Genomic DNA, 25,898 nt, shown 5'->3' with positions numbered 1-25,898 from the left:
CCCTTTTTATTTTCTATATGAAGACATTGGCTCGGAGGATCCCACAAATATTTTCGTAGAGCCATTATTTTTCGGAGGTGCGAATCATGTCTTCAGGAATCATGGATGGATCAAACATGACCTTGGAATGGTTGTTCCAGATCAGCTCGCGGTTTAGGAGATAACCGTCAGCATCGCAGACTTCCTTATAAATTTTGCTGATGCGGTAATAGGTATCGCCTTCTTTTTCAAAATGATGATCGTCTTCCGTGATGCGATAAGTCTGATCAAATGGATGGGTGCTGCGAAGTTCCGCCGTCAGGGTGTCGTCCGGGCAGATGATCACCAGCTGGAAATCCGCATCCGTTTCGTTTTTGAAACGGTAGTCCACATAGTTGTAGGCAACCGAGGTTCCGTTGGCCATGGGAATGCGATGGTCGAGATCGCACGCCAGCGCATCGGAATGCTGGTGGAATTCGGTAATGGTTAAAGGACTGCGTAAAACCGCGTTGCAGATCACGTTGGCCAGATTGCACAGACCGCCGCCCACATCCACGATCAGACGGTTGTCCTTAATGACACGTCCTTCACGGTAGCCTTTCTTTCGAGAAATGGAACCGACGGTTTTCCAGAAGGAGAAGGTTTCGCCTGGATGAATGATCATGCCGGTCAGCTTGCTGGAAGCGATGTGGACATTGACTGCTTTGTTTTCCTGCGTGACGGGATCGATTCCCGGTCCCTTTTTCATCATGGGAACGGAATAGGAAGCCACCACATACGGAAGCGGTTCCTCCTGCCGTGTTCTGGAGATGGTTTCTTTCGAGACCAGGTCCTGTATGTTACGAACCAGAATGCCTTTGTTTACCGACAGCTGCCATAAAAACGGATAGCGTTCGGAAAGAGGTCTGCGCTCACTCATGCCTGTTCTCCTTTCTTCAGACGGATATGACCTAGCCGATGATCGTATCGGCCGTTTTGAAACAGTTTCAGAAGAGCGGCTTCTACATAGCGGGTTTTTCCGATCTTCTGTCCCGGAACGGTAATGTAGTGGACCAGAATACTGGGGATACCTGCACCATTGGCACAGACAATATCCTTGAAAATCTGATCGCCGATGACTACGGCCTGATCCGCCTTCAGATTCAGCATCTCCAGGGACTTCCGGCAGGCAGCGGGATCGGGCTTGCCCGCTTCGGCAACGTATGGCGAATCGATATTTTTCAGAAAATCCAGAATACGCTCTTCGCTGTTATCCGAGAGGATCAGCGTCTGAAAGCCGAGCTGATGCAGTCTGGCAAACAGCCCGTCCACTTCGGGTGTGGATGGATCGCCATGATGAACGAGCGTATTGTCGAGATCAAAAATCAGCCCGCGAATGCCCTGAGCGTAGAGCTTTTCATAATCGATCGCAAAAACCGAGGGGACGTATTCATACGGATAATACTTTTCTAGCATGTCGTCTCCTTTTTCGTTTTAGCCGCCCTGTCTTCTGCAGATTTGTCTTTCGCTGCCGGGCGTGCCGTATCCCCAGTATTCTCCGTGTTTGTCAAAGGCGTCTGCATATACTGGCAGACCGTTTCAATCTGCTCATTGATCGGGCCGCCAAAATGATTTTCGAAAAAGGCGCTGCCGATCGTAAAGGCCCAGGGCCTGCAAGTGCGCAGCGTGTCGAGACGGCCATAATCGTTAATGATTCCCGCAACGCATACCGGAAGCGGGCAATGGGCGACGAATTCACGAATCAGCAAGTCTGCATCTTCGGGACTTCGATAGCCAAGCAGATCGATGCCGTCCACGCCGGCTTCGGCCAGGGCTCTGGCTTCTTCAAGCATCTCCAGGGCGCTTCCATATAAAATGGAAGGCCGCTCTTCCACTCTTCCGACAAAGGGCATGTACTTCAGACCCGCTTTTTTGCAGATGGCGTGAATGGCCGGCGAGTACTTCGTACCCATCATCATTTCAAAGCCGCATTCCACGGCAAGAAGGGCGCCTTCGAGTCCTTCTTCTTCGCTGTAGGCGACGACTTCAAGCGCCGTGTGCTTGCCGCAGTCTTTCATGCGATGACACAGTGCCTTCATCTGTTCAAGCGGCAGCGGTTCTTCTTTAAAGCCAAACCATGCCGCGGGGCTGTTTCTGCACTGTTCAAAGACAGCCTCTGCGTCGGGAATGGTCAAATCGTTATGCGTAAGCATGACAATCAGCTGGGGAAAATCTTCCATTCAGGAGCTCCTTTCTGCGTTGAGACGGATTCAGATCCGTATCCATAAATCTATAGAACGGTCAGCCGCTGGAATCGAGAAGATCCCGATCCCATAGGCTTTAGACAACCGGTTTTAGACAATAGGGGTAGACAAAATGGAAAAAACAGGCTCTTTGTACAGATGAAAAATGTATAGAACCTCTTACAATCTTCAAAAATAAATCATTTTTCCAGCTCTGTACAGAAAGAGCTCCTGCAAAAACCAGGGATCGTCTTGGGATCAAGCAGGAAAGAACCATTCAGAAGAGCTTTCTCTATCGGGAAATACGCGATTTTCGGGGATCCGCTTACGTTTTGGAAAGTCAGTTCAGCCGCATCTTTAAACGGCAGGAGACAGAGCCAGACAAAGAACCCAAACTTGGGATCTTCTCGCCGCCAATCGAAGCGCTCCAGTCGAAGAATAGACAATTTTGACGATCAAAATAAATTGGATTGGACTTCGCATATTTTGATGTTTCTTCTTTCCAGCGCACGAGCGATTCAGCGCGCTCTGTCCGGGACGTTTGTAAGGTGGTATGGTATTAGGGCAAAAAGAGGACACCGGCTGATTTTGGGCTTGCGTACGCTTGAATATCGACAGAAATCGGTCGAAATCAAAGCGGAGCACAGCCGCTCAGAAAAGCTTTTCTGTGTCTTCTTTTCAAACTGAATTATGGAAAATACAAATTGATTTTCAGAAATCGGGATAGATTTGTCCGTTTTTTTTTGACGCTTTTAAACGGACGCTCAAAGGGGTCAGCAAAAGAGGCTAAAACGGATCGCACAGCGCATGGAAGCGTTTCGGTTTTCCAAATTTGCATCTTCGAGATTCGTCCAGAATCTGTCCGGGTCTGATCAATATCCTTTTGGTGTTGGAATCGAGTTCGAATCGCCGCTTTGCCCGAAACGAAATCCAATTTGTATAGAACAGAAAAATACGGCAGTCCGACCAGGATTCTTTTCCGGCATCCGGAAAACTGGACGGCGGATCCGTTTTGAACAGGAAGGGTACTATGGTTTTTTCCAGTCTGTTATTCGTCTTTGCTTTTCTCTCGATCAGCATGGGCATTTACTTGTGCGTTCCCAAACGCTATCAGAATACCGTTCTGCTCGTATCGTCACTGATCTTCTATTCCTGGGGCGGTCCGATGTATCTTCTCCTTTTATTAGGAGAAACCGCGATCAGCTGGGTGTGCGCCCTGCGAATCGGAAATCTCAAAAGCAAAAAGAAAAAGAAATTCTGGATGACGGTGGAATGCGTCGCCCTGCTCGGGCTGCTCGCCATTTTCAAATACACCGGCTTTATCGGCTCTACTATGCAGGCGCTCACCGGCTTTCCAGAACACGTCGCGCAAATCGTTTTGCCGATCGGCATTTCCTTTTATACGTTCCAGCTTCTGTCCTATGTCATTGATGTGTACCGCGGAGAAGTGAAGGCTCAGCGAAACTACGCGCGCCTGCTTCTGTATTCTTCGCTGTTTCATCAGTGCATCGCCGGACCGATCGTTCGCTACAAAACCGTAGCCGATGAAATCGAACATCGTTCCGTCACGATGAACGATGTGTACGCCGGCATTCGCCGCTTCAGCATCGGTCTGGCCAAAAAAGCCATTCTTGCCAACGGCATCGCACAGGTCGCCGATCAGCTGATGTCTACCAACGCGCAGACGCTGGCCGCAACGCCGGTGCTTGGCGTCTGGATCGGCGCGCTGGCCTTTACGCTCCAGCTGTATCTCGACTTTTCCGCCTATTCCGACATGGCGATCGGCATGGGCCGCATGGTCGGTTTCCATTATCTGGAAAACTTCAACTATCCGTACATGGCCGTTACCGTTCAGGATTTCTGGAGACGCTGGCACATTTCCCTGTCTTCGTTCTTCCGGGATTATGTGTACATCCCGCTTGGCGGAAGCCGCGGCGGTACTCTCATTTACGTACGCAATATGATCGTCGTCTGGTTTCTGACCGGTCTGTGGCATGGTGCCTCCTGGAACTATGTTCTGTGGGGCCTTTACTACCTCTGCTTCCTGCTGCTCGAACGCTTTGTCATTCGTCAGCGGATTCCCAACGGCTGGAACCGCCTGTATACCTTATCCGTAGTCCTCTTAGGAACGGTGATCTTCCGCTTTGAAGATGCGAACACGCTGATTCTGGCATTCAAAGGTCTGTTTGGACTGAACGGTGCCGGCTTCTTCAGCTGGTCCGTATGGTCCGTCTTCCTTTCCAATATTTTCCTCATCGCCGCCTGCATGATTGGATGCACGACGCTGAGCGTCTGGATCGAACGTCTGTTTTCGGTTTGGGCCAGCAATAATTCCGTCGGCTTCGCCCTCTATTCCATTGAACAGGTCGCTCTGCCGCTGTTCCTGCTTGCTATATCCGTGCTTGCGCTTATCGGCAACGCCTATAACCCGTTCCTGTATTTCCAGTTCTGATCCGTTAACCCAAGTCGTGTGAAGCGGTCTTTCCGCTTCCTAGAAAGATTGATATGAAAAAACGATTTTCCAGAAAGCAGCGAAAAATTCTTTATTATTCGAGAGCGCTGGCGGTGGCCCTGTTCTGTCTTTGCATGGCCATCGGGACGATCAACGGACTGCTGCTGCCGCTGCGTCCCAATACTTCCGCGATCGAAAAGCGCGATCTGACCCCGTTTCCGACGTTCAGCCTGACCTCCTTTATGGATGGATCCTGGTTTTCGCAGATTTCCACGTGGTACGCGGACAGCTATCCTGGCCGCGAAAAGCTCGTTGCGATGAACAACGACCTTCAGAAGCTCAAAGGCATTCCGCAAAACGAGATGGTCATTGGCGGCAATGTCACTGCCGATGAGATCGGCGGCAAGGAAAAAGCCAGTTCCAGCGCCGCGAGCAGCGAACAGGGACAGTCCGCCGACAGCCAGTTTGAAAAGCGCACTGAAGCGCCGGAAACCAATCAGCTGGCCGCCGATATTGAAGACTCCATCATGGAAGGTCTGCTGATTAAAGACGGCGGCGCCTATGGCGGCTTCTACTTTGTACAGGAAGCCTGCGATACGTATACTTCCGCTCTCAACCGCGCAGCGGAGGAGCTGAAAGGGATCACCAACGTCTACTCGATTCTCGCTCCGGTAAACGCCTCGATCATGCTCGATGACGAAACGTACAAAAAGCTCTCCGGTTCCGATGCCAAGCAGGGCATTGAATACTTCTATTCCCGCTACAACGATCTGGTCAAACCCGTTGGCACGTACGACATCCTGAAGGAACATTCTTCCGAACCGCTCTATTTCCGTACCGACCATCACTGGACACAGCTTGGCGCCTATTATGCCTATCTCAACTTCTGCAAAGTCAAAGGGATCGAGCCTGTGAACAAGGATGAACTCGAACGTCTCGAATACTATCCGTTCACCGGTTCCTATACCGGCATGGTGCCGACCGCTACGTTCACACCCGATACGTTTGAAGCCTGGGTGCCCAAAGGCGGCAACACCATGAAAGTATTCACCGGCGACTTTGGCAACCCCAACAGCGATCAGTACTACGATGCGCAAGTCGTAAATACGTCCGAAGCCATCGACCAGTACAACCATTACATGCGCTTTATCGCCGGCGACCAGCCCTTCATTGAAATCGACAACAACGAAATCAACGACGGCAGTTCCGCCCTGGTCATCTCCGAATCCTACGGATGTGCGTTCGTCCCCTGGATCGTCAACAACTACGACAAAGTCTATGCGATGGATGAACGCTATGCGGAAGGCAACTTTGTAACCTTCTGCAAGGAAAACAACATCACCGATCTGATCGTCGTCAACAACATCCAGCTGGCCAACACCACCACACTGGCAGCTGCCATCGACGAAAAGCTCCACTAATTTTCAAAATAGCGAAAGGCCAGTCCGAATCAAAACGGACTGGCCTTTTCCAAGGGTCGAGTTTGTATTTGGCTCAAAGCGGCTGAACCGGATGAGAGAATTCTGCGAAGAGTCTCTCCAAAAACAGAAAAAATGGATTTCTTGTCAATCCGGATTGGCTGTATCCCTTAGTTTTCCGCAGGAGCGGCTTCTGGATTCTCCACTGGCATTTCAGTTTCCGCAGATGGAGTTTCGCCCTCCATAGGCTGATCCGTACCGGACTGCGCATCTTCTGCAGGTGCGTCGGTTTGAGAAGAGGCATCGCTTTGCAAACTGGATGTGAGCAGCGGCGCCTGCGCTGGAGCATTGTCGTCGGCTTTGGAGCCGGAGACGAGCGTGAAGTAAGAATATTCGACGGGGGAATTGATTTTGGCGGGAACATCCACGCAGCCGATGCCGCTGGAAATGGTGTACGGGAAAGAAAGCTTCTGAGACTTGGATCGGTTGATCTGGGTGCTGCCTTCCACCGTCCGGTAATTGCCGAAAATCGGCCATTTCACCTGCGATCCGTGGGAGTTTCCGCAAAGCGCAAGATCGGGACGAAGCGAAGAATTTTGTACCGCAAGCAAATTGTCGGGGAAGTGGGAAAGCATCAGACAATACGTGTCGCCGGGAATGGTGGACGCAATCGCTTCCGGGTCGGGCTGCAGGCCCAGACCGGCGAGGCGAATGCCGCTGCCCGAACCGTTGGAAAGAAGAACCGAAGCGTTGTCGAGCATTTCGACCTGGCTTCGACCGTAGACGTCATTGACTTCGAGAAGACGGTTCATGGACGTCTGATCCTGTTCGCCATAGACGGCGAATTTTCCGCTCGGCGCTTCGACGCGGCTGATCCAGTTCACCATCTGATCGCACATTTCACCGCTGACTTCCGCATTTTTCGAGAAGAGATCGCCGCCGATCAGCAGAACGTCCGGATCCAGAGAGGCGATTTCATCAAAGAGTTTATCGCCTTTTTCAACGGGGAAATTCTCGCCGTATTCGATGTCACTCAGATAGACGATCGAAAGCTGGTTCAGAGAGGCGGGAATTTTCGTCGAACGGATTTGCGAAAAGTTCGAGTGCACCTGGTAGGGGGCAACGAAAATGCCGTTGTAAAGGGTCAGGGTCAGGCAGGTCATGCAGAATACGGCAATGCCGATCACCCACATGGAAATTGTCAGCCACAAAGGCTGTCTTCTTTTTCGGGAATGTACGCGATGCGCGGTTCGTCTGGCCATAATCCTGCTCCTTTCGCCTAAAAAATGGGTTCATGGACAATCTATTATAAATCATTGGCTTCCATAGAGATATCCTCTTTCTTTTTCGAGCAGTGTTCCCGCGGGCGGCGCGTGACCGGCTGGATTAGCCGGACCGGGACCGGCATTCCTGCTCCAGATCGAAACGATGCGGAGAAGAAAAGCTTCAGAGGTATGGAAAAGGCGGTCTGTGCAGACCGCCTGGTAAAAATCAGAATGAATTTGTGGATCGGCTAAAACCGAGGGCTGGATTCTCTCGATCAGCTGTTTTCCTGCGAAGCCGGTTTGGCGGCGGGTGCAGGTTTGTTTTCCGCCGATCTGGATCCGTGCACTGCGGCATGGGTCTGGGTATGACCGGCGTTTTTTCTGGCCTGCTGTCTTGCACGATGCTGCGCGGCGAGTTCTTCCATGGCTTTCTTGGAGTTCAGAATAACCGGAATAACGATCGGGTTGCGGTGCGTCTTCTTATAGAGGAAAGGCTCCAGAGAAGAACGGATGCAGTTTTTGATGTCCGCGAACGTCGTTCTTTCTTTCAGTCGGGCCTGCAGGTTGGTCGAAACGATGAATTCGGCTTCCTTGAGCAGCGCCTGCGCGTCTTTCAGGAAGACGAAGCCGCGGCTGACGATAACAGGTCTTGCCAGCAGCTTGTTGGCGCTGGAATCGATCGGAACGATGACAGCCACCAGACCGTTGTCGGCCAGGATGCGGCGGTCTTTGAGAACCGCGGTAGAAAGACCGGAAATGTCGTTGCCGTCGACGTAAATGTCGTCACCCTGGTAACGCCAGTCGGACTGGATCACTTCGTGGTTGCGCAGCAGCAGAACGTCGCCGTTGGCGCAGACGAAAATGTTCGATTCCGGAATGCCAAGTTCCATGGCGGACTGACGATGCTGCATTAACATTTTGTGTTCGCCGTGAATCGGCATGAAGTAACGCGGCTTGATCAGCTGCATCATCAGCTTCTGCTCCTGCTTGGACGCGTGGCCGGTCGTATGCAGGTTGTTGAGCACGGATTTGTTCAGAACCGTTGCGCCGGAGCGGAACAGCTTGTCCACAATCTTGTTTACGGAAGCGTCGTTGCCTGGAATCGGATTGGACGAGAAGACGACGGTATCGGTCGGTTTCAGGTGAATGAAGCGGTGGGTACCGTTGACGATGCGGCTGAGCGCGGCGAGCGGTTCGCCCTGGCTTCCGGTGCAGAGAATGCAGATTTTGTTATCGGGGGTGGTGCGCAGTTCTTCTGGAGACAGAAGATCTTCGTTGCGGATTTTGATAACACCCATTTTGCGTCCGATGTCGACTACATTTTCCATCGAGCGGCCAAAGACAGCCACTTTGCGTCCGGTTTTGAGCGCGGCTTCAATAATCTGAGCCACACGGTAAACGTTGGATGCGAACGTCGCGACGATCATACGGTGCGGTGTGCTGGCCATAATGCGCAGAATTTCGTTGGAAACGTCCTTTTCCGAAATGGAGAAGCCGTCGACGCCGGAGTTGGTGGAATCCGACATGAGCAGATCCGGCTTGAGCGCGCCGATGTACGCCATTTTCTGGTAGTCCGCGTTCTGACCGATCGGGGTCAGGTCGAACTTGAAGTCGCCGGTGTGAACGATCGTGCCGTTTGGCGTGGTGATCATGACGCCGAGCGAATCCGGAATGGAGTGGATCGTGTTGAAGAAGCCGATGTTGAAGTACTTGGTCTTGATGGCCGAGTTTTCGTTGATTTCAATAATCGGAACTTTCGGCGCGTCCTTGTGTTCGGAAAGCTTTTTCTCAATGAGGGCTTTCGCGAAGCGCGGTGCGTAAATGGCATCGATGTTGACCTGCTTGATCAGAAAGGGGATGCCGCCGATATGGTCTTCGTGACCGTGGGTAATGACAAGGATTTTTCGCTTGTTATTATTGCGGATGAGGTGGTGATAATCCGGGATGACGTAGTCAACGCCTAACAGATCATCATCCGGGAACAGGACGCCGCAGTCGACGATGGCGATTTCATTGCCCTGTTCGTAGCAGTACATGTTCTTGCCGACTTCGCCCAGTCCGCCAAGCGCGTAAATCTGCGTATCCGTCGGGAGAACTTTCGTTCGAGTGGACGGACTGCCGATGGCGGGGACAGGGGAGTGGACAAAAGGCTTGCCGACACCTTTTGAATTGCGGCTGTTTCCGGAATGGCCGGAAGATTTGTGATGCGCCGGATTATTCGATCGGGGCGCAGAAGTGCTGCGGGGTGCCGGTTTCTTCTGCGCTGCAGGCGCCTTTGGGGCGCGTTCTGCAGAAGAAGGAGCAGCCGCAGTTGACGTGTTGTTAACTGGTTTTTCGTTCATTGGAATGGTAGAACAGATCCTTTCTAAAACGGGGCTAAGTCTTAGCCGTCAGGGGGAGTATTCGAAGGTTCTGCGCTCCAGCCGGTTTCATTCACTCCGGTATTCATAAAATATGGAAACCAAAAGAAAGGACGAAAGGGCAGGGCAGCAGCCGGAAAAGAAAGGAAAAGATTTCCCGTCTGCTTAAAAAGACGGGAGGATTCGATCCTGATCAACTGGGGTGAATACTGAAAATGCGCAGGCAGGGGGTTCAGTCCTGCAGGCGTGCGCGCAGCGTGCGGGCAGGGAAGAGGGGTTCTCTTCAGCATGCCGCTTCTTATCTTCTATTTTAGCATAAGGGCAGCCGCTTGCCGGACTGACGAAAGATTTACTAAAAGAAGAAAAGCGTTTTTGGATTCCTCTTCTTATCGCCTGTTTGATCGCCGGTTCTTTCATCTTCCTAAACGGTTTTTTAACGGTTTTTTCCAGACCATATTTCCGATCCGGTCTTCCTGTTTTCCCACGCGGAAAGAAACCGGTCCGGCCGGTCTTCTGGAGATCTTTGGATATTGTTGCACAGAATCATTGCTTTTATAGAATTATCGCTCACGATCCGGACAGGAAAGACAACCTGAAGTGTTTTTCGACAAGGGCTGTTATGAAATGGATGTTCTCGCATGCAAAGACGCTGCCTCCCCGTCGGTCCAGAAAAAGCCAGAAAGAGGGAATTTGCAGTCGAGCACAGTGCCCGTAAGGGGAGAGGAAGGAGAAAGTAAGGAGGACGGCGGCAATGAAAAAAGAGTACTCTGATCGACAGAATACTCCTGGAAAAGACGGTTTTCGAAATTTGACGGGCTCTGCATCGGCGCGCAGGCTTCATCGTTTCTGTTTAACTTATTCCACAACGGTATAGGCTGCCGGTGCGGGATCGTTTAAATGATCGTAGTAGAGAATGCCCGACAGATGATCGATTTCGTGCTGGAGCACGATCGCCGCATAACCGGTTGCCTGAATGACCACGTTGCGATCGGTGAGCAGATCGTAGCCGCGCACTTTGACCCGGTCGTAGCGGAAGATTTTTCCTGGATGGGCTTCCGGCACGGACAGGCATCCTTCGCCGTCCGGCAGACACGTCATCATCTTGGAGCGGGAAATGATTTTTGGATTGGCGAGCGCCCATTCGAGGGTCGTGCCGTCATCCGCGTCGACGACAACGGCGATCATTTTCTTGGGAACGCCGACCTGAATGGCCGCAATGCCGACAGCGGGCGAGAGATTGTTTTTCTCGCACAGTTCTTCATCCTGACTGTCTTTTACGTAGCGATGCATCGCGAATAACAGTTCGCGGTCTTCCTCGCTGAGCGGAAGCTCGACATCCGCCGACAGCGAGCGGATTTCGGGCTGATCATCGTGAATAATGGAATCATTGGAAAGTACCATATTTATGCCCTCCGTTTCCTAAACGGTATTCTAATGGTTTTCTATGGCCCTTTCAAATGCGCAAGAGCCGGTGTCCTGACGGTATGATAAAATGAAAGTCCATTTAAGGGGGAGTAACTCCAATGAATTCAACAACGGTTTCCCCATCTTCTGCCAAAGGCAGAAAAAAGGGGAAGTTTGATATAAAAGACTGGCTCGTACCCGCCGGCGGCAGCGATCGCTGGCTGATGGGAGCCGTCATTGTTCTGATGATTTTTGGATCCATGATGGTCCTCAGTTCCAAACAGGGAACGACCGTGGGCATGACGCGTTCCTACGTTCAGGAAATCCTCAAACAGATTGGATTTGTGGTCGTATCCTGGGGAGCTATGGTCTTCATCTCCCGCAAGTTTGACTGGATGAAGCTCTTCAATGCCAAAACGCAAATATTTCTGTGTCTGTTCTATATCCTCCTGCTGTTTGCGGTTCAGCTTGTCGGTATTGACGTGAACGGTTCGAAGGCGTGGCTTCGTCTTGGGCCTCTCACGATACAGCCATCGGAATTTGGCAAGCCGCTGCTCATTTTGCTTCTGGCGTCTTCTGCACGAAACGCCGGGAAAAAACATTCGGAACCCATTCCGTTTGGACAGCGATTCTTTCTGCCGCTTTTTCTGCTTCTGATCAGTGTGTTCTTTATCGGGGGCGCGCAGAAAGACTTTGGTTCGCTGATCATCACGCTGGGCATCGGTCTGGTCGGCCTGCTGGCGACGGCGGATGCGGATCTGACGAAAGTACAGCGCTATATCGTGATCTTTCTGTTTGTGGTGCTTCTTCTGCTGCTCGTCGGCATTTACTTTTCGGACTGGTTTGTGACGCTGTTTCGAAACGTCCCGCTGCTTCGCCACATCGCCGTTCGAATCGAGAATATGAAAAATCCTTATATCAATATTCATTCTGAAGGGTATCAGCCGGCCAACGCGCTGTATTCTCTGGGCGATGCCGGATTTTTCGGCCGCGGCTTTGGCGGTTCGGTTCGTAAATACGGCTTTCTGACGCAGGCGGAATCCGACTACATCCTCGCGATTGTCATTGAAGAGTTCGGCTTTTTCGGTCTGCTTCTGATTACGGTCTGCTACTGCATTCTTCTGTGGCGTCTGCTCCACTGGGCTCTGGCGACCGCAAAGCCGCAGTTTAAAGTCATGCTGCTGTGCTCGGCAGCGTATTTCCTGCTCCACTTCTTCATCAACATCGGCGGCGTCAGCACGCTGATTCCAATGACCGGCGTGCCGCTGCTCTTTATTTCGGCCGGCGGTTCCGCTCTGCTTGCGGTCGGTATTGTACTCGGTCTCGATTTTTACGCGATCAGTCAGATTCAGATCGAACAGGAAATCGAAGCGCAAAAAGAAGCCGAACAGGCCGCGCTTGCAGCCCGCGCGCTCGAAGACGATCTGCAGCTGCAGGCGATGATAGGTATGGGCGAGACAGCTGGACAGGAATTTGCGTACACTGAGCCGGAACGCACGAGCGGCGTTCTTCACGCGCGTTCGGTACGACGGAGTGTCACGCACGATTCGCCTGCGGCGAAAACCGGAACTTCAAGAGGAAGAAACGCGGGAACACGCAGCCGGAAAAAGAGAACGCGCTAGGCAGGGCGCAATCTGTGCTCGGCACGAGACGGTGAGCGGCGCAGCCGCAGCGCCATTTAGACAAAAATTAATAGATACGAAAATCGAATAGAAGATAAGCAACTCGAATCGATAAGAAGGCGGTCTGGGAAAATCATTCCAGACCCCGGAAAGGATACGCGTATGATCGGAGCCTTTGCCGGATCGTTTGATCCGCCTACCGTAGGGCATGAAGATACGATTCGCCGCGCCGCGGCGGTTTTTGAAGAAGTGATCGTTCTGGTCGCTTCCAACTCCCTCAAGCACAATCTGCTCGAACCCGAACGGCGCGTGGAACTGCTCAAAGCCATTTGCGCGGATCTGAAAAATGTCCGTGTTGAGCTCTGCCCCGGACTGACGGTGGAGAGCGCCAAAGCAGCGGGGGCCAATGTGCTGATCCGCTCGATGCGCAATCCTTCCGATTACGAAGGGGAAGCGGCCAACGCCTGGGCCAACATAAAACTGGATCCAGGAATGGACACCGTCTTTCTGCTTGGCGATCCGGCGTATTCGATGATTTCCTCGACGACGGTGCGCGAGTTTCTGAAATACCATCAGAGCATTGAATCGATGGTTCCGCGCTGCGTATTCGAAGCACTTCAGCCCGAACTGGCGCATTCGCAATCGGCCAATTCGGACCTCCAGATCGGATAGAAACCGCCGGACAAATCGGGGTACAAAAACGAGGTCCATTTGTCCTCCGACAAAATGGGCGTGCAAGCTGCAGGCTTTCGCACTTTGCGATGCGCCTCAAAACTCGCTACACTCAGTTCAGTGCCTTCTGTTCTTTCTGTTTTTTCCATTAAAATTGAAATGAATCTTCACAGCGGTCCATGATCGCTGTTTCTTCCTGTCGGCCGTGCATGCAGCCGGCAGATTTTTCGAAAGCACCTATTGTATAAAGAAGAAACTTTGTGCATTTTACAAAATCCCAAAATAAAATATGCCGCACAAATATGCGGCTTGACTGAAAGGAGCATCCCGAATGAGAACACTGACCGACTGGGTTCGAGAACGCGGCTATGAACCGCACAATCTGAAACTCTACTATGAGGCGTGTACGCATTCCTCGTATATCAACGAAAACGACACCGATGTCGAATGCAACGAACGTCTGGAATTCATGGGCGATGCGGTGCTGCAGATCTGGAGCTCCGATACGCTGTTCAACATGGTTCCGCCGCTCAACGAAGGAAAAATGTCGATGATCCGCGCGCAGACCGTCTGCGAAAGCGCGCTCGCCCGTCTGAACAAGCAGCTGGGCTGGTACGAATTTCTTCGCCTCGGTCATGGCGAAGAGAAAAACGGCGGCCGCCATAAACCGTCCATTCTCGCGGACCAGTTTGAAGCCTGCATGGGCGCCATTTACCTCGATCTTGGCTACGATGCGGCCAAGGATATTCTCGATGAATACATGAAGCCGCTCATTACGGCGAAGAAGCCGGATGATGTCACCGACTTCAAGACACAGCTGCAGGAATATGTGCAGACCGATAATAACCGCCAGACGATTCAGTATCGTCTGCTCGAAGAAAGCGGACCGTCCAACGCCCCGAAATTCCGCATGGGCGTGTTCCTGGATGACATCTGCATGGGCGAAGGCGAAAGCAGTTCGAAAAAGCGCGCGGAACAGAAAGCGGCCAAAGAAGCGCTTGGAAAGCTGGCCTGCTGATGGGAGTGCGCGTCCTTGAACTGCTGGGGGATGTCGCGTTCGAAGAAGAACTTGGATCGTTTCTGGAACAGGCGTCGCTCTGCAAGACGCCCTGCTTCCATTCGAAGACAAAAAAACTGGAAATGTACTGGAAGGTGGATCGAATTCCGCCTTTCCGTCTTTACAGCGCTGTCGTCCACGATCTGAAGCTCGCTTTGCATACCGATATTTTCCTGGGCTTTGAACCCGAATCGAGCGAAGTCAATCTCGTGCTGATGGAACCGTATCTGCGCGATCTCGTTTCCAGAAACCGCGATCTGAAAGTTTTCGGCGACCATACGCCGTCCATGAAAGAAGACGGCACGCTTTCCTATACCGTCTACACGCCGGATGCGCAGGACGCCATCGAAGCCAGTAAGGCGACGCTCGAAGACGAACTCAAAAAGATCGGCTTTTCGTGCGCCGTTGAAGGGGTTTTGCGCGAGCGGACGTACGAAGAAGAAGCCGTCCCCAGCGTAGCGGTCCAGATGCCCGCGCATAAACCGCAGCCCCGTCCGGAAACTCCCCAGAACGGCGGCAAGTCATCCTGGCGCCGTCGCCCGGCCTCCCAGGCGGAAAAAGTCGCGATCCGTGAACTCGAAGAAGGCATGGATAACGTGGCGATCGAAGGCCGCGTGTTCGCCGTCGAAGTGCGTGAACTCAAAGGCGGCTCCAAACTGCTCGAGCTGTATTTGTCCGACGATGACGACGCCATGTTCTGCAAGACGTTTGAAAGCCGCTCGATGACGCTCGAGATGATGGAGTCGTATCACGTCGGCCAGTATCTGCGCATCGTCGGCTCGCTCGCTTACGACAACTACAAGCACGGCATGGCGTTCCGGATCCGCACGATCGAAGAAATCAGCGCCCCGCGCATTCTCGACCAGGAACCGGAAAAGCGCATCGAATGGCACGTTCATTCCACGTTCTCGGAAATGGACGGCGTCAGCCCGATCGAATCGTACATTCAGCAGGCCTGGGACTGGGGCATGGAAGCGATCGGCCTCTGCGACCATAACGTCGTGCAGGCGTTCCCGATGGCCCAGCACAAAATCGAAGCCCTGAAGAAAAAAGCGCCGGAGCGCGAATTCAAAATGCTGTACGGATGCGAGATGACGATGGTCGACGACGAATACACCGTCGCCTGGAACCTGCGTGATCAGCGTCTCGATGAAGCGGAATACGTTGTATTCGACCTGGAGACGACGGGTCTCTCCAGCCGCCTCGACAAGATCATTGAATTTGGTGCCGTCAAAATGAAAAACGGCGAAATCATTGACCGCCGCCAGATGTTCATTAACCCGAAGCGCCAGATCCCGGCATCCATTACCGAACTGACCCGCATTCGTCAGTCGGATGTCGATGACGCGAAACCGATGGAAGAGGTTTTTGATGACATCCGCGCCTTCATCGGCGACGCGATTCTGGTTGCCCATAACGCGAAGTTTGACTACGGCATGCTGAACGCGGCCGCCAGAGAACTCGGCAAGCCGGAATTCGACAACCCGGTCATCGATACCCTGCCGGCAGCGCGCGCCATGTTCGAACTGCGCAGCTACCGTCTGGGCGCGCTCTGCCGCCATTACGACGTCAGCTATGACGGCGAAGGCGCGCACCGTGCCGACTACGATGCCGAAGTTCTGAGCCTGGTTTTCCTGTACCTGCTTCGCGACTGGGGCATGGACGCCACGCTCGAATCGATCGCCCATCCCGATCCGACAAGCGCTCTGCGCAAAAACTTTGCCTATCACGTCACCGTCTATGCGAAAAACAAGCAGGGCCTGAAGGAACTGTTTGAACTGATTACGCTCTCGCATACGAAATATCTCAAATACAATCCGAACTCCACCAACGTTACCGGCGAGCCGCGCATCCCAAGACGCATCCTGCAGGAATACCACGGCAAGCGAAACCTGCTCTTTGGATCGAGCTGCCAGAACGGCGAAATTTTCGATCTGGCCCATACGCGCAGCGAAAAGGAACTTTGCGACGCGATCGGTTTTTACGACTATCTCGAAGTGCAGCCGCTTCCCGTGTATAAAAACCTGCTCGACAGCCAGACCATTCACGGTGTGGACGAACTGAAGCAGATTCTGACGTTCATTCTCGATGGCGGTCAGAAATGCGGCGTTCCGGTCATTGCGTCCGGCGACTGCCATTACGTGTCGCCAAGACTTAAACGCGTTCGGGACATCTTTATCAACTCCAAACTGGCCGGCGCTACCCGCCATCCGCTGTACATCCGCGATGAATCGCTGCGTCTGCGCACTTCCGCTCCGGATCAGGCGTTTCTCAATACGCGCCAGATGCTCGATGCCTTTGACTGGGTGGACGACAGGCTGCGCCATGAAATCGTTCTCGACAATCCGAAAAAACTGGCCGCGCAGTGCGAAGAGCTGTTTCCGATCAAGGACCGGCTGTATCCGCCAGCCATGGAAGGCTCGGATCAGAAGCTGCGCGACATCTGCATGCAGACGGCGGCCGAATGGTACGGCACGCCGCTGCCCGAACCGGTCGAAGCCCGGCTGACCCGCGAGCTCGACGCGATCATCGGTGCCGGCTACTACGTGGTTTACTACATCTCGCATCTGCTCGTGAAAAAGAGCAACGAAGACGGCTATCTGGTCGGTTCGCGAGGATCGGTCGGTTCGTCCTTCGTCGCGACGATGTCCGGCATTACCGAGGTAAACCCGCTCAAGCCGCACTACCTGTGTCCAAAGTGCAAGCATCTCGAATGGATCGAAGATCCGAATATCCATTCCGGATTCGACTTGCCGGACAAGAACTGTCCGGAATGCGGCACCCCGATGAAAGGCGACGGCCAGGACATTCCGTTTGAAACGTTCCTGGGCTTCCACGGCGACAAGGTTCCGGATATTGACCTGAACTTCTCCGGCGAATATCAGCCAAACGCCCACGCCTTTACCAAAACCATTTTCGGAGAAGACCACGTCTTCCGTGCCGGAACCGTAGGTACCGTGCAGGAAAAAACCGCCTACGGCTACGTCAAAGGGTACGAAGAAGAAATGCACATGGAAGACCACCCGTTTTCGGAATACAAGCGGACGGACCTTGCCCAGGAATGCGCCGGCGTCAAGCGGACGACCGGCCAGCATCCAGGGGGCATCGTCGTCGTACCGCTCGATATGGACGTGCACGACTTCACGCCAGTGCAGTATCCGGCCAACAATCCGTATGCGGAGTGGAAAACAACGCATTTCGACTTCCACCAGATTCACGACAACATTCTGAAGTTCGATATTCTCGGCCACGTTGACCCGACCGCCATGAAAATGATGGAACGGCTGACCGGGGTCGATGTCCGCACGATTCCGATGAACGACCCGGCGACGATGTCGGTGTTCTCCTGCTGCGACGCGCTCGGCCTCGATACTACCCGCTACAAGGAAACGACCGGCGCGGCCGGTCTGCCGGAATTTGGTACGCCGTTTGTTCGCGGCATTCTCGAACTGACCAGGCCGACGACTTTCGCCGAGCTGGTTTCCATTTCGGGTCTGTCTCACGGTACGAACGTCTGGCTGAACAACGCCAAGGATCTGATCGACAACGGTACATGTACCCTGCGTCAGGTTATTGGATGCCGGGACGACATCATGGTTGATCTCATCCGCTACGGTCTGCCTTCCGCCGACAGCTTCAAAATCATGGAAAGCGTGCGAAAGGGAAAAGGCCTCAAGCCGGAATGGGAAGAGCTCATGCACGAGCACAACGTTCCGGACTGGTATCTCGATTCGTGCCATAAGATTAAGTACATGTTCCCGAAGGCGCATGCCGTTGCCTACGTTATGATGGCGGTGCGCATCGCCTGGTTTAAAGTTCACATCCCGCGGGCGTACTACTGCCAGTTTTTCTCCATCCGTGCCGATGCCACCGATCTGGCGGTCATGACCAGCGGTCTGACCGCCGTGGAAAAAAAGATGTTTGAAATCGAAAGCATTCGCCAGCAGAAAACCCGCAAGCTGGAAAAGAAGGAAGAAGACTTGTACGACACGCTCGAGCTGGCGTATGAAATGTACATGCGCGGCTACCGCATTTCGCCGCTGTCCATTACCCGTTCGCACGCAACCGAATACATCTTCGATCCCGATGACGATCACGCAATCATTCCGCCGTTCTCGGCCGTCGACTCGCTGGGTGAAAACGTAGCCCGCTCGATCGTACAGGCAAGAGAAGAACGTCCGTTTATTTCCAAGGAAGATCTGCTCCGCCGTACAGGCCTTTCCAAAACGCTGATTGAACGCCTCGATTACCTCGGCGCCCTCGAAGGACTCGCCGAACAGGATCAGCTGACGCTGTTCTAAATCCGGTTTTATCCGGCTTTCAAGGGCACTCTGGATCCTTCTGAAAAATGTCTGCTCAGCCTCGTTTTCCATTTTCAGAATTTTGACAGAGCGTGTTTCAGACGCAGTTGAAAAGACGGCTTTCGGGCCGTCTTTTTCTTTAGAACGTTATGAGACATTGCCTTGCGTTTGCACAGATGGTCCGGCATGTCCGTCTCGAGGGGAGCGGGGCCCATGGTATAATCGGGGAAAAGCGAGGTATCGAGAATGGCAACAACGAATGTAAGCTTTGAAATGAACGAAAAGCTCAGAGACGAAATGGCTGAGCTGTGCGAAGAACTGGGCATGGATATCGACGATGCATTCCAGCTGTTCGCAAGAAAAATGGTCAACGAACAGGAAATTCCGTTTGAAGTCACCGAAAAGGATCTTCCTGTATCTGAAACGAAAGAAACGATCCGTGTCATCGTAAAGTGGAGCGCCATCTGCGCAGCGGCTGCCGCCAGCGTGGCTCTCATCGTGCGTCTGATTCGCGCCATCCGTCGCCGCTAGACGATCGGTCTGTGCGTCTTTGAATCGACGCGAGCTGGGCGTGCTCCAAACGCCCTCTACTTGAAATCGAAACGAAAGCCGCCCTTTTTTCTCCAAAAAGCCGCGGCTTTTTCTGTGCCCGGATCGGCGGTATGCATTGCGCAAACCGGATTTTGACATTCTCTTTTTCCGATGCGCCTTTCTGCCGGGTTGGGGAAGACTGAACGCTCTGAAATCGCGCAAGTTCTGCAAAAGTGACTGTGCTGGACAGGCACTGTCTTTGTGTGGTGCTACATTTGTAAAGCCGGAACGAATTTCAGAGATTTTGATCGAAACTGTGAATTTTTCGGGCAAAGCGCAAAGGGATCCGAGAAAGAATGAGCACGCCTTTTGGTTTCTGTTATCCTATGAGACATGACGCGCAGGCGTCATGACACAAAAGGAGACATAAAAGGAGACATATATGAGAGATCTTGAAATGTTTGAAATTATCTCCCGCGAAGAAAAACGTCAGAAACAGAACGTTGAACTGATCGCTTCGGAGAACTATGTGTCGAGCGAAGTCCGTGAAGCTCAGGGCTCTGTCCTCACAAATAAATACGCAGAAGGCTATCCTGGCAAACGCTACTACGGCGGCTGTGTCTACGTTGACCAGGCCGAAGAACTGACCCGTCAGCGCGCGAAGGAACTGTTTGGTGCCGAACACGCTAACGTACAGGCGCATTCAGGAAGCCAGGCCAACATGTCCGTTTACAACACCGTCCTTGAACCCGGCGATACCGTACTCGGTATGGACCTGACCAGCGGCGGCCATCTCACACACGGTCACCCTCTGAACTTCTCCGGTCGTACGTATAACTTCATCCCTTACAATGTGGATCCCGAAACGGAACGCATTGATTACGATAAACTCGAAGAACTCGCTATGGAATACCATCCGAAACTGATCGTTGCCGGCGCTTCCGCTTACCCGCGCATCATCGATTTCGAACGTCTTGGCGAAATCGCGAAAAAATCCGGGGCTCTGCTCATGGTCGACATGGCGCACATCGCCGGTCTGGTTGCAGCCGGTCTGCATCCATCGCCGGTTCCCTATGCCGATTTTGTAACGACAACCACGCATAAAACACTGCGCGGCCCGCGCGGCGGCATGGTTCTCTGCAAGGAAGAATACGCGAAGAAACTCGATTCCCGCACGTTCCCTGGCATGCAGGGCGGACCGCTCGAACATGTCATCGCCGCAAAGGGAATTGCCCTTTACGAAGCCAGCCAGCCCGAATTCAAAGCCTATGCGCAGCGCATTCTCGACAACGTGCAGGCGATGGCCCGCGTCTTTGACGAAGAAGGCATCCGCATGGTTTCCGGCGGAAGCGACAACCACCTGCTTTTGCTCGACACCCTGTCTTCGCTGAACATGACCGGCAAGGAAGCCGAACGTCTGCTCGACGCAGCTGGCATTACCGTCAACAAGAACACCATTCCGTTCGATACTCAGAAACCGTTCATCACATCCGGTATCCGTCTTGGCTCCGCAGCCATGACCAGCCGCGGTCTGGGCGAAAAGGAATTCGAACAGATTGCCCGCTGGATCGTTCAGGTTCTCAAAGCCGGCGACGATGCGACCGCAGAAACCGTTCGCGAAGAAGTACGTAAGCTGACCGCGAAATACCCGGCTGAGGCCGTTCTTGATTAAGCTGTTCTGTATAGGCAAAAACAAGGACAAGGCGCTTCGTGCTTTAGAAGCGGAATACGTCAAGCGCATGAGCGCGTTTGATCGCATGGAAGTGCTGGAATTCAAGGACGAACCCGATACGAAATCGCAGTTTGAAAAGGAAGCTGTCCGCATTAAGAAAGCGGAAGGCGACCGGGTCCTTGAAAAGATCCGCCCCGATGATTTTGTGATTCTTCTCGACCTGCACGGAAAAAGCTGGTCCTCCGAAGAATTCGCGAAAGAGCGGGCATCCTGGACGAATGCCGGCAAGCCGCTTGTCTTTGTCATTGCCGGATCGCTTGGTCCCAGCGAAGAGCTAATGAAACGGGCGAATGTGCGATGGAAGCTTTCCGATCTGACGTTTACGCATCTGATGTGCCGGGTGCTGACGCTAGAGCAGATTTATCGCTCGTTCATGATTGAAAAAGGCCGCTCCTACCACAAATAGGGCAGCCGGAATAAATCGATCGTTTTCTCTTCTCTTCTTTTGAGAGAAAAGAGAGCGGATTGAAAAAATTACCGAAACGTTTGGCGGCATCTGTCCAGTATCCGGATGGGTGCCGCCTTTTTGTGTCGTATAATGAAAAACAGATTTCTGCCCTGCTTTTTTCTCTGACTGTCTGGTCCGATTTCTATATGCGAACAGGAAACTGGATCCGTTCGAAAAGACGCAGAGAAAAAGAAACGGGCAGCATTACAAGGGGATTTCCGGAAACCGGCCGGTTCTGGAAATCAGATTCAGGGGGACTTTCATGAAAAAGAGAGCCATTCGCTACATTTGTATCGCCGGAACGATTCTGTTTGCGTACTTCATGTTCGTCGGCATTCTTCAGGCCAGCGAAGCGCAGAACGCACTGCTCAGCGCCACCGGCGGCACACAGTCCAGAGTCAGCATCGGCCTGATTGTCTGGATTGTCTTTTGCGGGATCGCCAGTTTTCTGTTTCTGGGCTATGGGGTAATGTCCAGAGGCGGCAAAAGAAACTGGCAGGAAATGATTCATTCGAAAAAAATGGAACTGAGCATGCTTGTGACCGGACTGACCGGCGCTCTGTTCTCGCTGCTTCTGTCGGCTGTACTCATTCAGTCGCTGCCGACGTACAAGTTCAGCAGTTCCGCGATCGCCTCGGCACACAAGCCGCCAAAAACGGAAACGATCGCCTCATCCGCTTCTTCTTCAACCGCTTCTTCGCAGGCACCCGCCTCGGAACAGCCGGCTTCTTCGGAAGAGCAGAATGAGCCGGGTGTGCTCGATCAGGCTTCTGGCGTCAACACGATTGAAGACGCGCAGACGCTGACCGCCAGACTCGACAGCGCGCAGCCCGATCAGAGCGTGGTGCTGGCCAAAGGTCTGGCTTCAGCGACCCTTTCGCAGTCCATTCTCAACAAAACCGGAAACTCCACAAACCTCGACAATACGATGCGCTATGGCATTAACGCCGCCATCCTTGGTACGCCGGGATCGACGATCAACGTCCTCGGTACCGTTCTGAACACGAACGCGGTCGGTGCGCCTGCAGTAGCGGTCAGCGGCGAAAACGCCACCGCTTCGGTAACCGACTCGGATGTCACCGCTCTGGGCGACAGCTCGCCGCTTTTCATGGCACTTGATCACGGTTCGGTTTCCGTTTCCAACGGTCTGCAGAAAACGCTCGCTAACAGTTCGCCGATTTTTTACGTCGATGCAAACGGCAGCGTGACTGCGGATTCCAGCGTTACGGAAACAAACGGTCTGGCTTCGCCGACGCTGCTCAACGCGGGCACCTTTAACGGCAGCCGCCTGAGCATGGCGTCCAACACGTCTTCGGCAGCCGTTCTGATTCCGGGATCAAAGACAACGCTCGCCAACTGCGCGATTACCATGAACGGACTGGACAGCGATTCCGGCATGGAAGGCGCCTTCGTGGCCCGCACGGACGGACGCTGGGAAAAGGCGCAGGGTCTGACAGAACTGACGCTCAACAGCTGCTCGTTCAGCTACATCGGCCGGGCTGACCATCCCAATGGAGCGGCGTTCGCGGTACGCGACAGCGACTTCGTTCTGAACATGAACGCCTCCATGCAGCTGACCGGATTTACAACGCTGGTGCAGGCGGAACGCTCCAAAGTTACGATCAATGCCGTAACCCAGGTTGTGTACGGCAATATTAACGGCGACGAAAACAGCGAAGTGAACATTACCCTGACCGGCGCATCCGGACTTGGCGGATCAATCAATTCCGATCAGCGCATGAAAACCGCTGTTCTGCACATGGACGCCTCGTCCACGCTCGCTCTGAGCAGCGATATTTATCTCACCGAATTCGTTAACGAAAATCCGGCGGGAACCAACATCATCACCAACGGTTTTCACATTTACGTCAACGGACAGGCGGTCATCTGACCCCTGTCCGTTTTTTCAACCTGCACCGTTCTGGTCTTTGCGTCGGATCTGCTCCATTTCCCAGCGGACCAGAACCTGGACGCGTGAAGATCGTTCCGCCCCTGGGCTTTTCCAGCGCCGCTTCAGATATTCTGTCCGCGTTCATATATCTTTCTCTCATGCCGGCATACTTCCGGTACGCCGGGCGCTTTGCGGACCCGGCCTTTTCCATTGGATCGGCAAAATAAGGCTGTCTGAGCGAAATTCATGTAAGCGGTTAACACTTCGATGTTTGCGTAAGAATTCACAAGCTCACTTTTGGAAATTTCAAAGCATCCCGGCCGGTGATATACTAGAAAAGAACGTACGTAAGTACATGATTAAAGGAGGAAACACTGCATCCATGGCAAAGAAAACTGTCAAAGATCTCGATGTGAACGGTAAGAAAGTCATCGTCCGCGCTGATTTGAACGTACCGCACAAAGGCAGCGAGATCACCAATGACAATCGCGTTAAAGCCGCTATTCCTACACTCAAATATCTCACGGACAACGGCGCGAAGGTCATCCTGATGTCCCACCTCGGCAAAGTAAAAACAGACGAGGACAAAGCGAAAAACGATCTCGGCATCGTCGCTCCGCGTCTGCAGGAACTGCTTCCTGATGTAACTGTAAAATTCTGCCCCGTTACACGCGGCGAAGAACTTGAAGCAATGGTTGACGCCCTCAAACCAGGCGAAATTCTGCTCATGCAGAACACTCGCTACGAAAAAGGCGAAAGCAAGAACGATCCTGAGCTCGGCAAATACTGGGCTGGTCTTGCAGACATGTTCGTAGAAGACGCGTTCGGTTCTGTACACCGCGCACACGCTTCGACCGTCGGCATTCCTTCCAACCTGCCGGATAATGCACTCGGCTTCCTGGTGGAAAAAGAAGTAGACATGCTGGGCAAGGCTGTAGACGATCCTGTTCATCCATTCGTAGCCATTCTTGGCGGTGCCAAAGTATCCGACAAGATCGCAGTTATCGAAAACATGCTCGACAAAGCCGACAAAGTTATCGTTGGCGGCGGCATGGCCTACACCTTCGAAAAAGCACTCGGCCACAATGTCGGCAACTCCCTGCTTGAAGAAGACAAAATTGATCTTGCAAAACAGATTCTGAAAAAAGGCGAAGGCAAGCTGGTTCTCCCTGTAGATACCGTAATTGCGGACGCATTCTCCAATGATGCCAACACCCAGATCGTCGGCGAAGACATTCCTGACGGATGGATGGGCCTCGATATCGGACCAAAATCCATCGAACTCTTCAAGAAAACCCTTGAAGGCGCGAAGACCGTTGTATGGAACGGCCCGATGGGCGTATTCGAAATGCCAAAATTCGCAAACGGCACACTCAAAGTCTGCGAAGCCATTTCGGAACTGCCAGGCGCTACAACCGTAATCGGCGGCGGCGACTCTGCAGCAGCAGCTATCCAGCTCGGATTCGAAGACAAGTTCAGCCACATCTCCACAGGCGGCGGTGCTTCTCTTGAATACATGGAAGGCAAAACGCTCCCAGGCATTGCGATCATCGCAGAAAAAGACTAGAGAGAGACTGAGGATTGAATCATGAGAGACCAGATTATTGTTGGAAACTGGAAAATGAATAAAAACAACGCAGAAACCAAGGCGTTCTTTGAAGAAGTTGACGCGAAAGCCGTCAGCGACAAAGGACTCTACGGCGTAGGCGTTCCATTCACGGACCTGAAAACCGCACTCGATGAAGCGAAAAACCTCATCGTAGCCGCTGAAAACGTACACTTCGAAGATGCCGGCGCATTCACTGGCGAAGTATCCGTTCCCATGCTCGAAGAACTCGGCGTGAAATACTGCATCATCGGTCATTCCGAGCGTCGTCAGATGTTTGGCGATACCAACGAAACCGTAAACAAGAAAGCCAAAAAGCTTCTTGCGGCAGGCATCACTCCAATTCTCTGCATCGGTGAAACAGAAGAAGAATACGACAACGGCAAAACCAAAGATGTCATCACGGAAGAACTCCAGGGTTCCCTGAAAGACATCCCGGCTGAAGAATATGCCAATATCGTTCTTGCCTATGAACCAATCTGGGCAATCGGTACCGGCAAATCTGCTTCGGTTGAAATCGCGGAAAACTGCTGCAAACTCGTTCGCGACGTCGTTCGTGAAATCGCAGGCGACAAGGCTGCGGAAGAAGTTCGCATTCAGTACGGCGGAAGCGTTAAGCCCAACAACATCGTTGAATACATGGCTCAGCCCGATATCGACGGTGCTCTGATCGGCGGTGCCTCCCTCAAACCGGATTCCTTCATCGAAATCATCGAAAAAACGAAGTAGTCCAAAATAACAAAGTAATCCCGGAAACAAGCCTGGCCATTGCGGCTGGGCTTTTCTTCTGCCCGCATTTCCAGTGCAGCGTCCGGAGAAAACGGGCGGCCGATAGCCAGCGTCCATTTCGAAACATTTTTTTCGGGAAGAGGGAGCGCTTTCTATGAAGTGTACCCCATGTCAAGGACACGATAATTAGAGAGAACCCTTTGTTCGGA

At 52.8% G+C, this 25,898-nt stretch carries 18 protein-coding genes; 12 read left to right on the top strand and 6 right to left on the bottom strand.

Annotated elements, in window-relative coordinates; genetic code table 11:
* Positions 1-64: 64 nt before the first annotated feature.
* The 3 genes from Q2J39_RS06340 to Q2J39_RS06330 are packed head-to-tail and all read right to left on the bottom strand — an operon-like array spanning position 65 to position 2,198.
* The gene (locus tag Q2J39_RS06340) at positions 65-898 is read right to left on the bottom strand and encodes a VanW family protein (RefSeq protein ID WP_288339516.1); all 834 of its coding nucleotides are present in this window, start codon (positions 896-898) and stop codon (positions 65-67) included.
* Positions 895-1,434 carry a YqeG family HAD IIIA-type phosphatase gene (locus tag Q2J39_RS06335; RefSeq protein WP_288339517.1) on the bottom strand — a complete coding sequence of 180 codons (540 nt, stop codon included), beginning with the start codon at positions 1,432-1,434 and terminating at the stop codon, positions 895-897. The genes Q2J39_RS06340 and Q2J39_RS06335 overlap by 4 nt, the downstream gene beginning before the upstream one ends.
* A complete protein-coding gene (locus Q2J39_RS06330; protein ID WP_288339519.1) occupies positions 1,428-2,198 on the bottom strand; it encodes a hypothetical protein in 771 nt (256 codons plus the stop codon). The genes Q2J39_RS06335 and Q2J39_RS06330 overlap by 7 nt, the downstream gene beginning before the upstream one ends.
* A gap of 1,033 nt (positions 2,199-3,231) precedes the next feature.
* Between Q2J39_RS06330 and Q2J39_RS06325 the strand changes: the two genes are divergently transcribed.
* Both Q2J39_RS06325 and Q2J39_RS06320 read left to right on the top strand, forming a co-directional pair.
* Positions 3,232-4,653, top strand: a complete 1,422-nt coding sequence (locus tag Q2J39_RS06325) for an MBOAT family protein (RefSeq protein WP_288339521.1) — start codon at positions 3,232-3,234, stop codon at positions 4,651-4,653.
* Between the two features lie 53 nt (positions 4,654-4,706).
* Positions 4,707-6,074 (top strand): DHHW family protein, encoded by a 1,368-nt coding sequence (locus Q2J39_RS06320; protein WP_230267526.1) that lies wholly within the window; start codon positions 4,707-4,709, stop codon positions 6,072-6,074.
* A 167-nt stretch (positions 6,075-6,241) separates the two neighbouring features.
* On the opposite strand, the gene Q2J39_RS06315 is transcribed toward Q2J39_RS06320, so the two are convergent.
* From Q2J39_RS06315 to def, 3 genes are all read right to left on the bottom strand, one after another.
* A complete protein-coding gene (locus Q2J39_RS06315; protein ID WP_288339524.1) occupies positions 6,242-7,333 on the bottom strand; it encodes a metallophosphoesterase in 1,092 nt (363 codons plus the stop codon).
* 278 nt (positions 7,334-7,611) lie between these two features.
* On the bottom strand, positions 7,612-9,678 hold the full coding sequence (locus tag Q2J39_RS06310) for a ribonuclease J (protein ID WP_255658232.1): 2,067 nt from the start codon (positions 9,676-9,678) through the stop codon (positions 7,612-7,614).
* A gap of 873 nt (positions 9,679-10,551) precedes the next feature.
* Positions 10,552-11,097: a peptide deformylase gene (gene def / locus Q2J39_RS06305; RefSeq protein ID WP_230267529.1), complete on the bottom strand. Its 546-nt coding sequence runs from the start codon at positions 11,095-11,097 to the stop codon at positions 10,552-10,554.
* Between the two features lie 122 nt (positions 11,098-11,219).
* Between def and Q2J39_RS06300 the strand changes: the two genes are divergently transcribed.
* The 10 genes from Q2J39_RS06300 to tpiA all read left to right on the top strand — a co-directional run bounded on the left by Q2J39_RS06300 (position 11,220) and on the right by tpiA (position 25,689).
* Complete coding sequence (locus tag Q2J39_RS06300) at positions 11,220-12,722, top strand: FtsW/RodA/SpoVE family cell cycle protein (RefSeq protein ID WP_288339528.1); 1,503 nt, start codon at positions 11,220-11,222, stop codon at positions 12,720-12,722.
* Positions 12,723-12,884: 162 nt separating this feature from the next.
* Complete coding sequence (coaD, locus tag Q2J39_RS06295) at positions 12,885-13,394, top strand: pantetheine-phosphate adenylyltransferase (RefSeq protein WP_288339530.1); 510 nt, start codon at positions 12,885-12,887, stop codon at positions 13,392-13,394.
* Positions 13,395-13,725: 331 nt separating this feature from the next.
* The gene (gene rnc, locus Q2J39_RS06290; RefSeq protein WP_230267532.1) at positions 13,726-14,412 is read left to right on the top strand and encodes a ribonuclease III; all 687 of its coding nucleotides are present in this window, start codon (positions 13,726-13,728) and stop codon (positions 14,410-14,412) included.
* Positions 14,412-18,752 carry a PolC-type DNA polymerase III gene (locus Q2J39_RS06285; protein ID WP_230267533.1) on the top strand — a complete coding sequence of 1,447 codons (4,341 nt, stop codon included), beginning with the start codon at positions 14,412-14,414 and terminating at the stop codon, positions 18,750-18,752. The genes rnc and Q2J39_RS06285 overlap by 1 nt, the downstream gene beginning before the upstream one ends.
* 246 nt (positions 18,753-18,998) lie before the next feature.
* Positions 18,999-19,283: a type II toxin-antitoxin system RelB/DinJ family antitoxin gene (locus Q2J39_RS06280; protein ID WP_230267534.1), complete on the top strand. Its 285-nt coding sequence runs from the start codon at positions 18,999-19,001 to the stop codon at positions 19,281-19,283.
* A gap of 442 nt (positions 19,284-19,725) precedes the next feature.
* Complete coding sequence (glyA, locus tag Q2J39_RS06275) at positions 19,726-20,955, top strand: serine hydroxymethyltransferase (protein WP_288339533.1); 1,230 nt, start codon at positions 19,726-19,728, stop codon at positions 20,953-20,955.
* Positions 20,948-21,421: a 23S rRNA (pseudouridine(1915)-N(3))-methyltransferase RlmH gene (locus Q2J39_RS06270; RefSeq protein WP_230267536.1), complete on the top strand. Its 474-nt coding sequence runs from the start codon at positions 20,948-20,950 to the stop codon at positions 21,419-21,421. Before glyA ends, Q2J39_RS06270 begins: the two co-directional genes overlap by 8 nt.
* A 304-nt stretch (positions 21,422-21,725) precedes the next feature.
* Positions 21,726-23,354, top strand: a complete 1,629-nt coding sequence (locus Q2J39_RS06265) for a hypothetical protein (protein WP_288339536.1) — start codon at positions 21,726-21,728, stop codon at positions 23,352-23,354.
* 382 nt (positions 23,355-23,736) lie between these two features.
* Positions 23,737-24,921 (top strand): phosphoglycerate kinase, encoded by a 1,185-nt coding sequence (gene pgk / locus Q2J39_RS06260; protein WP_288339538.1) that lies wholly within the window; start codon positions 23,737-23,739, stop codon positions 24,919-24,921.
* A gap of 21 nt (positions 24,922-24,942) precedes the next feature.
* The gene (tpiA, locus tag Q2J39_RS06255) at positions 24,943-25,689 is read left to right on the top strand and encodes a triose-phosphate isomerase (protein WP_230267539.1); all 747 of its coding nucleotides are present in this window, start codon (positions 24,943-24,945) and stop codon (positions 25,687-25,689) included.
* Positions 25,690-25,898 lie beyond the last annotated feature (209 nt).

Source organism: uncultured Allobaculum sp., from assembly GCF_948576815.1.
In the GTDB taxonomy this organism is placed as follows: domain Bacteria; phylum Bacillota_I; class Bacilli_A; order Erysipelotrichales; family Erysipelotrichaceae; genus Allobaculum; species Allobaculum fili.
This window is presented reverse-complemented; position numbering and strand designations above follow the sequence as displayed.

What these genes read in the sequence shown, in the direction of transcription:
- Q2J39_RS06340 (WP_288339516.1), bottom strand. Translation starts at nt 898, where the DNA reads ATGAGTGAGCGCAGACCTCTTTCCGAACGCTATCCGTTTTTATGGCAG.
- Q2J39_RS06335 (WP_288339517.1), bottom strand. Translation starts at nt 1,434, where the DNA reads ATGCTAGAAAAGTATTATCCGTATGAATACGTCCCCTCGGTTTTTGCG.
- Q2J39_RS06330 (WP_288339519.1), bottom strand. Translation starts at nt 2,198, where the DNA reads ATGGAAGATTTTCCCCAGCTGATTGTCATGCTTACGCATAACGATTTG.
- Q2J39_RS06325 (WP_288339521.1), top strand. Translation starts at nt 3,232, where the DNA reads ATGGTTTTTTCCAGTCTGTTATTCGTCTTTGCTTTTCTCTCGATCAGC.
- Q2J39_RS06320 (WP_230267526.1), top strand. Translation starts at nt 4,707, where the DNA reads ATGAAAAAACGATTTTCCAGAAAGCAGCGAAAAATTCTTTATTATTCG.
- Q2J39_RS06315 (WP_288339524.1), bottom strand. Translation starts at nt 7,333, where the DNA reads ATGGCCAGACGAACCGCGCATCGCGTACATTCCCGAAAAAGAAGACAG.
- Q2J39_RS06310 (WP_255658232.1), bottom strand. Translation starts at nt 9,678, where the DNA reads ATGAACGAAAAACCAGTTAACAACACGTCAACTGCGGCTGCTCCTTCT.
- def (WP_230267529.1), bottom strand. Translation starts at nt 11,097, where the DNA reads ATGGTACTTTCCAATGATTCCATTATTCACGATGATCAGCCCGAAATC.
- Q2J39_RS06300 (WP_288339528.1), top strand. Translation starts at nt 11,220, where the DNA reads ATGAATTCAACAACGGTTTCCCCATCTTCTGCCAAAGGCAGAAAAAAG.
- coaD (WP_288339530.1), top strand. Translation starts at nt 12,885, where the DNA reads ATGATCGGAGCCTTTGCCGGATCGTTTGATCCGCCTACCGTAGGGCAT.
- rnc (WP_230267532.1), top strand. Translation starts at nt 13,726, where the DNA reads ATGAGAACACTGACCGACTGGGTTCGAGAACGCGGCTATGAACCGCAC.
- Q2J39_RS06285 (WP_230267533.1), top strand. Translation starts at nt 14,412, where the DNA reads ATGGGAGTGCGCGTCCTTGAACTGCTGGGGGATGTCGCGTTCGAAGAA.
- Q2J39_RS06280 (WP_230267534.1), top strand. Translation starts at nt 18,999, where the DNA reads ATGGCAACAACGAATGTAAGCTTTGAAATGAACGAAAAGCTCAGAGAC.
- glyA (WP_288339533.1), top strand. Translation starts at nt 19,726, where the DNA reads ATGAGAGATCTTGAAATGTTTGAAATTATCTCCCGCGAAGAAAAACGT.
- Q2J39_RS06265 (WP_288339536.1), top strand. Translation starts at nt 21,726, where the DNA reads ATGAAAAAGAGAGCCATTCGCTACATTTGTATCGCCGGAACGATTCTG.
- pgk (WP_288339538.1), top strand. Translation starts at nt 23,737, where the DNA reads ATGGCAAAGAAAACTGTCAAAGATCTCGATGTGAACGGTAAGAAAGTC.
- tpiA (WP_230267539.1), top strand. Translation starts at nt 24,943, where the DNA reads ATGAGAGACCAGATTATTGTTGGAAACTGGAAAATGAATAAAAACAAC.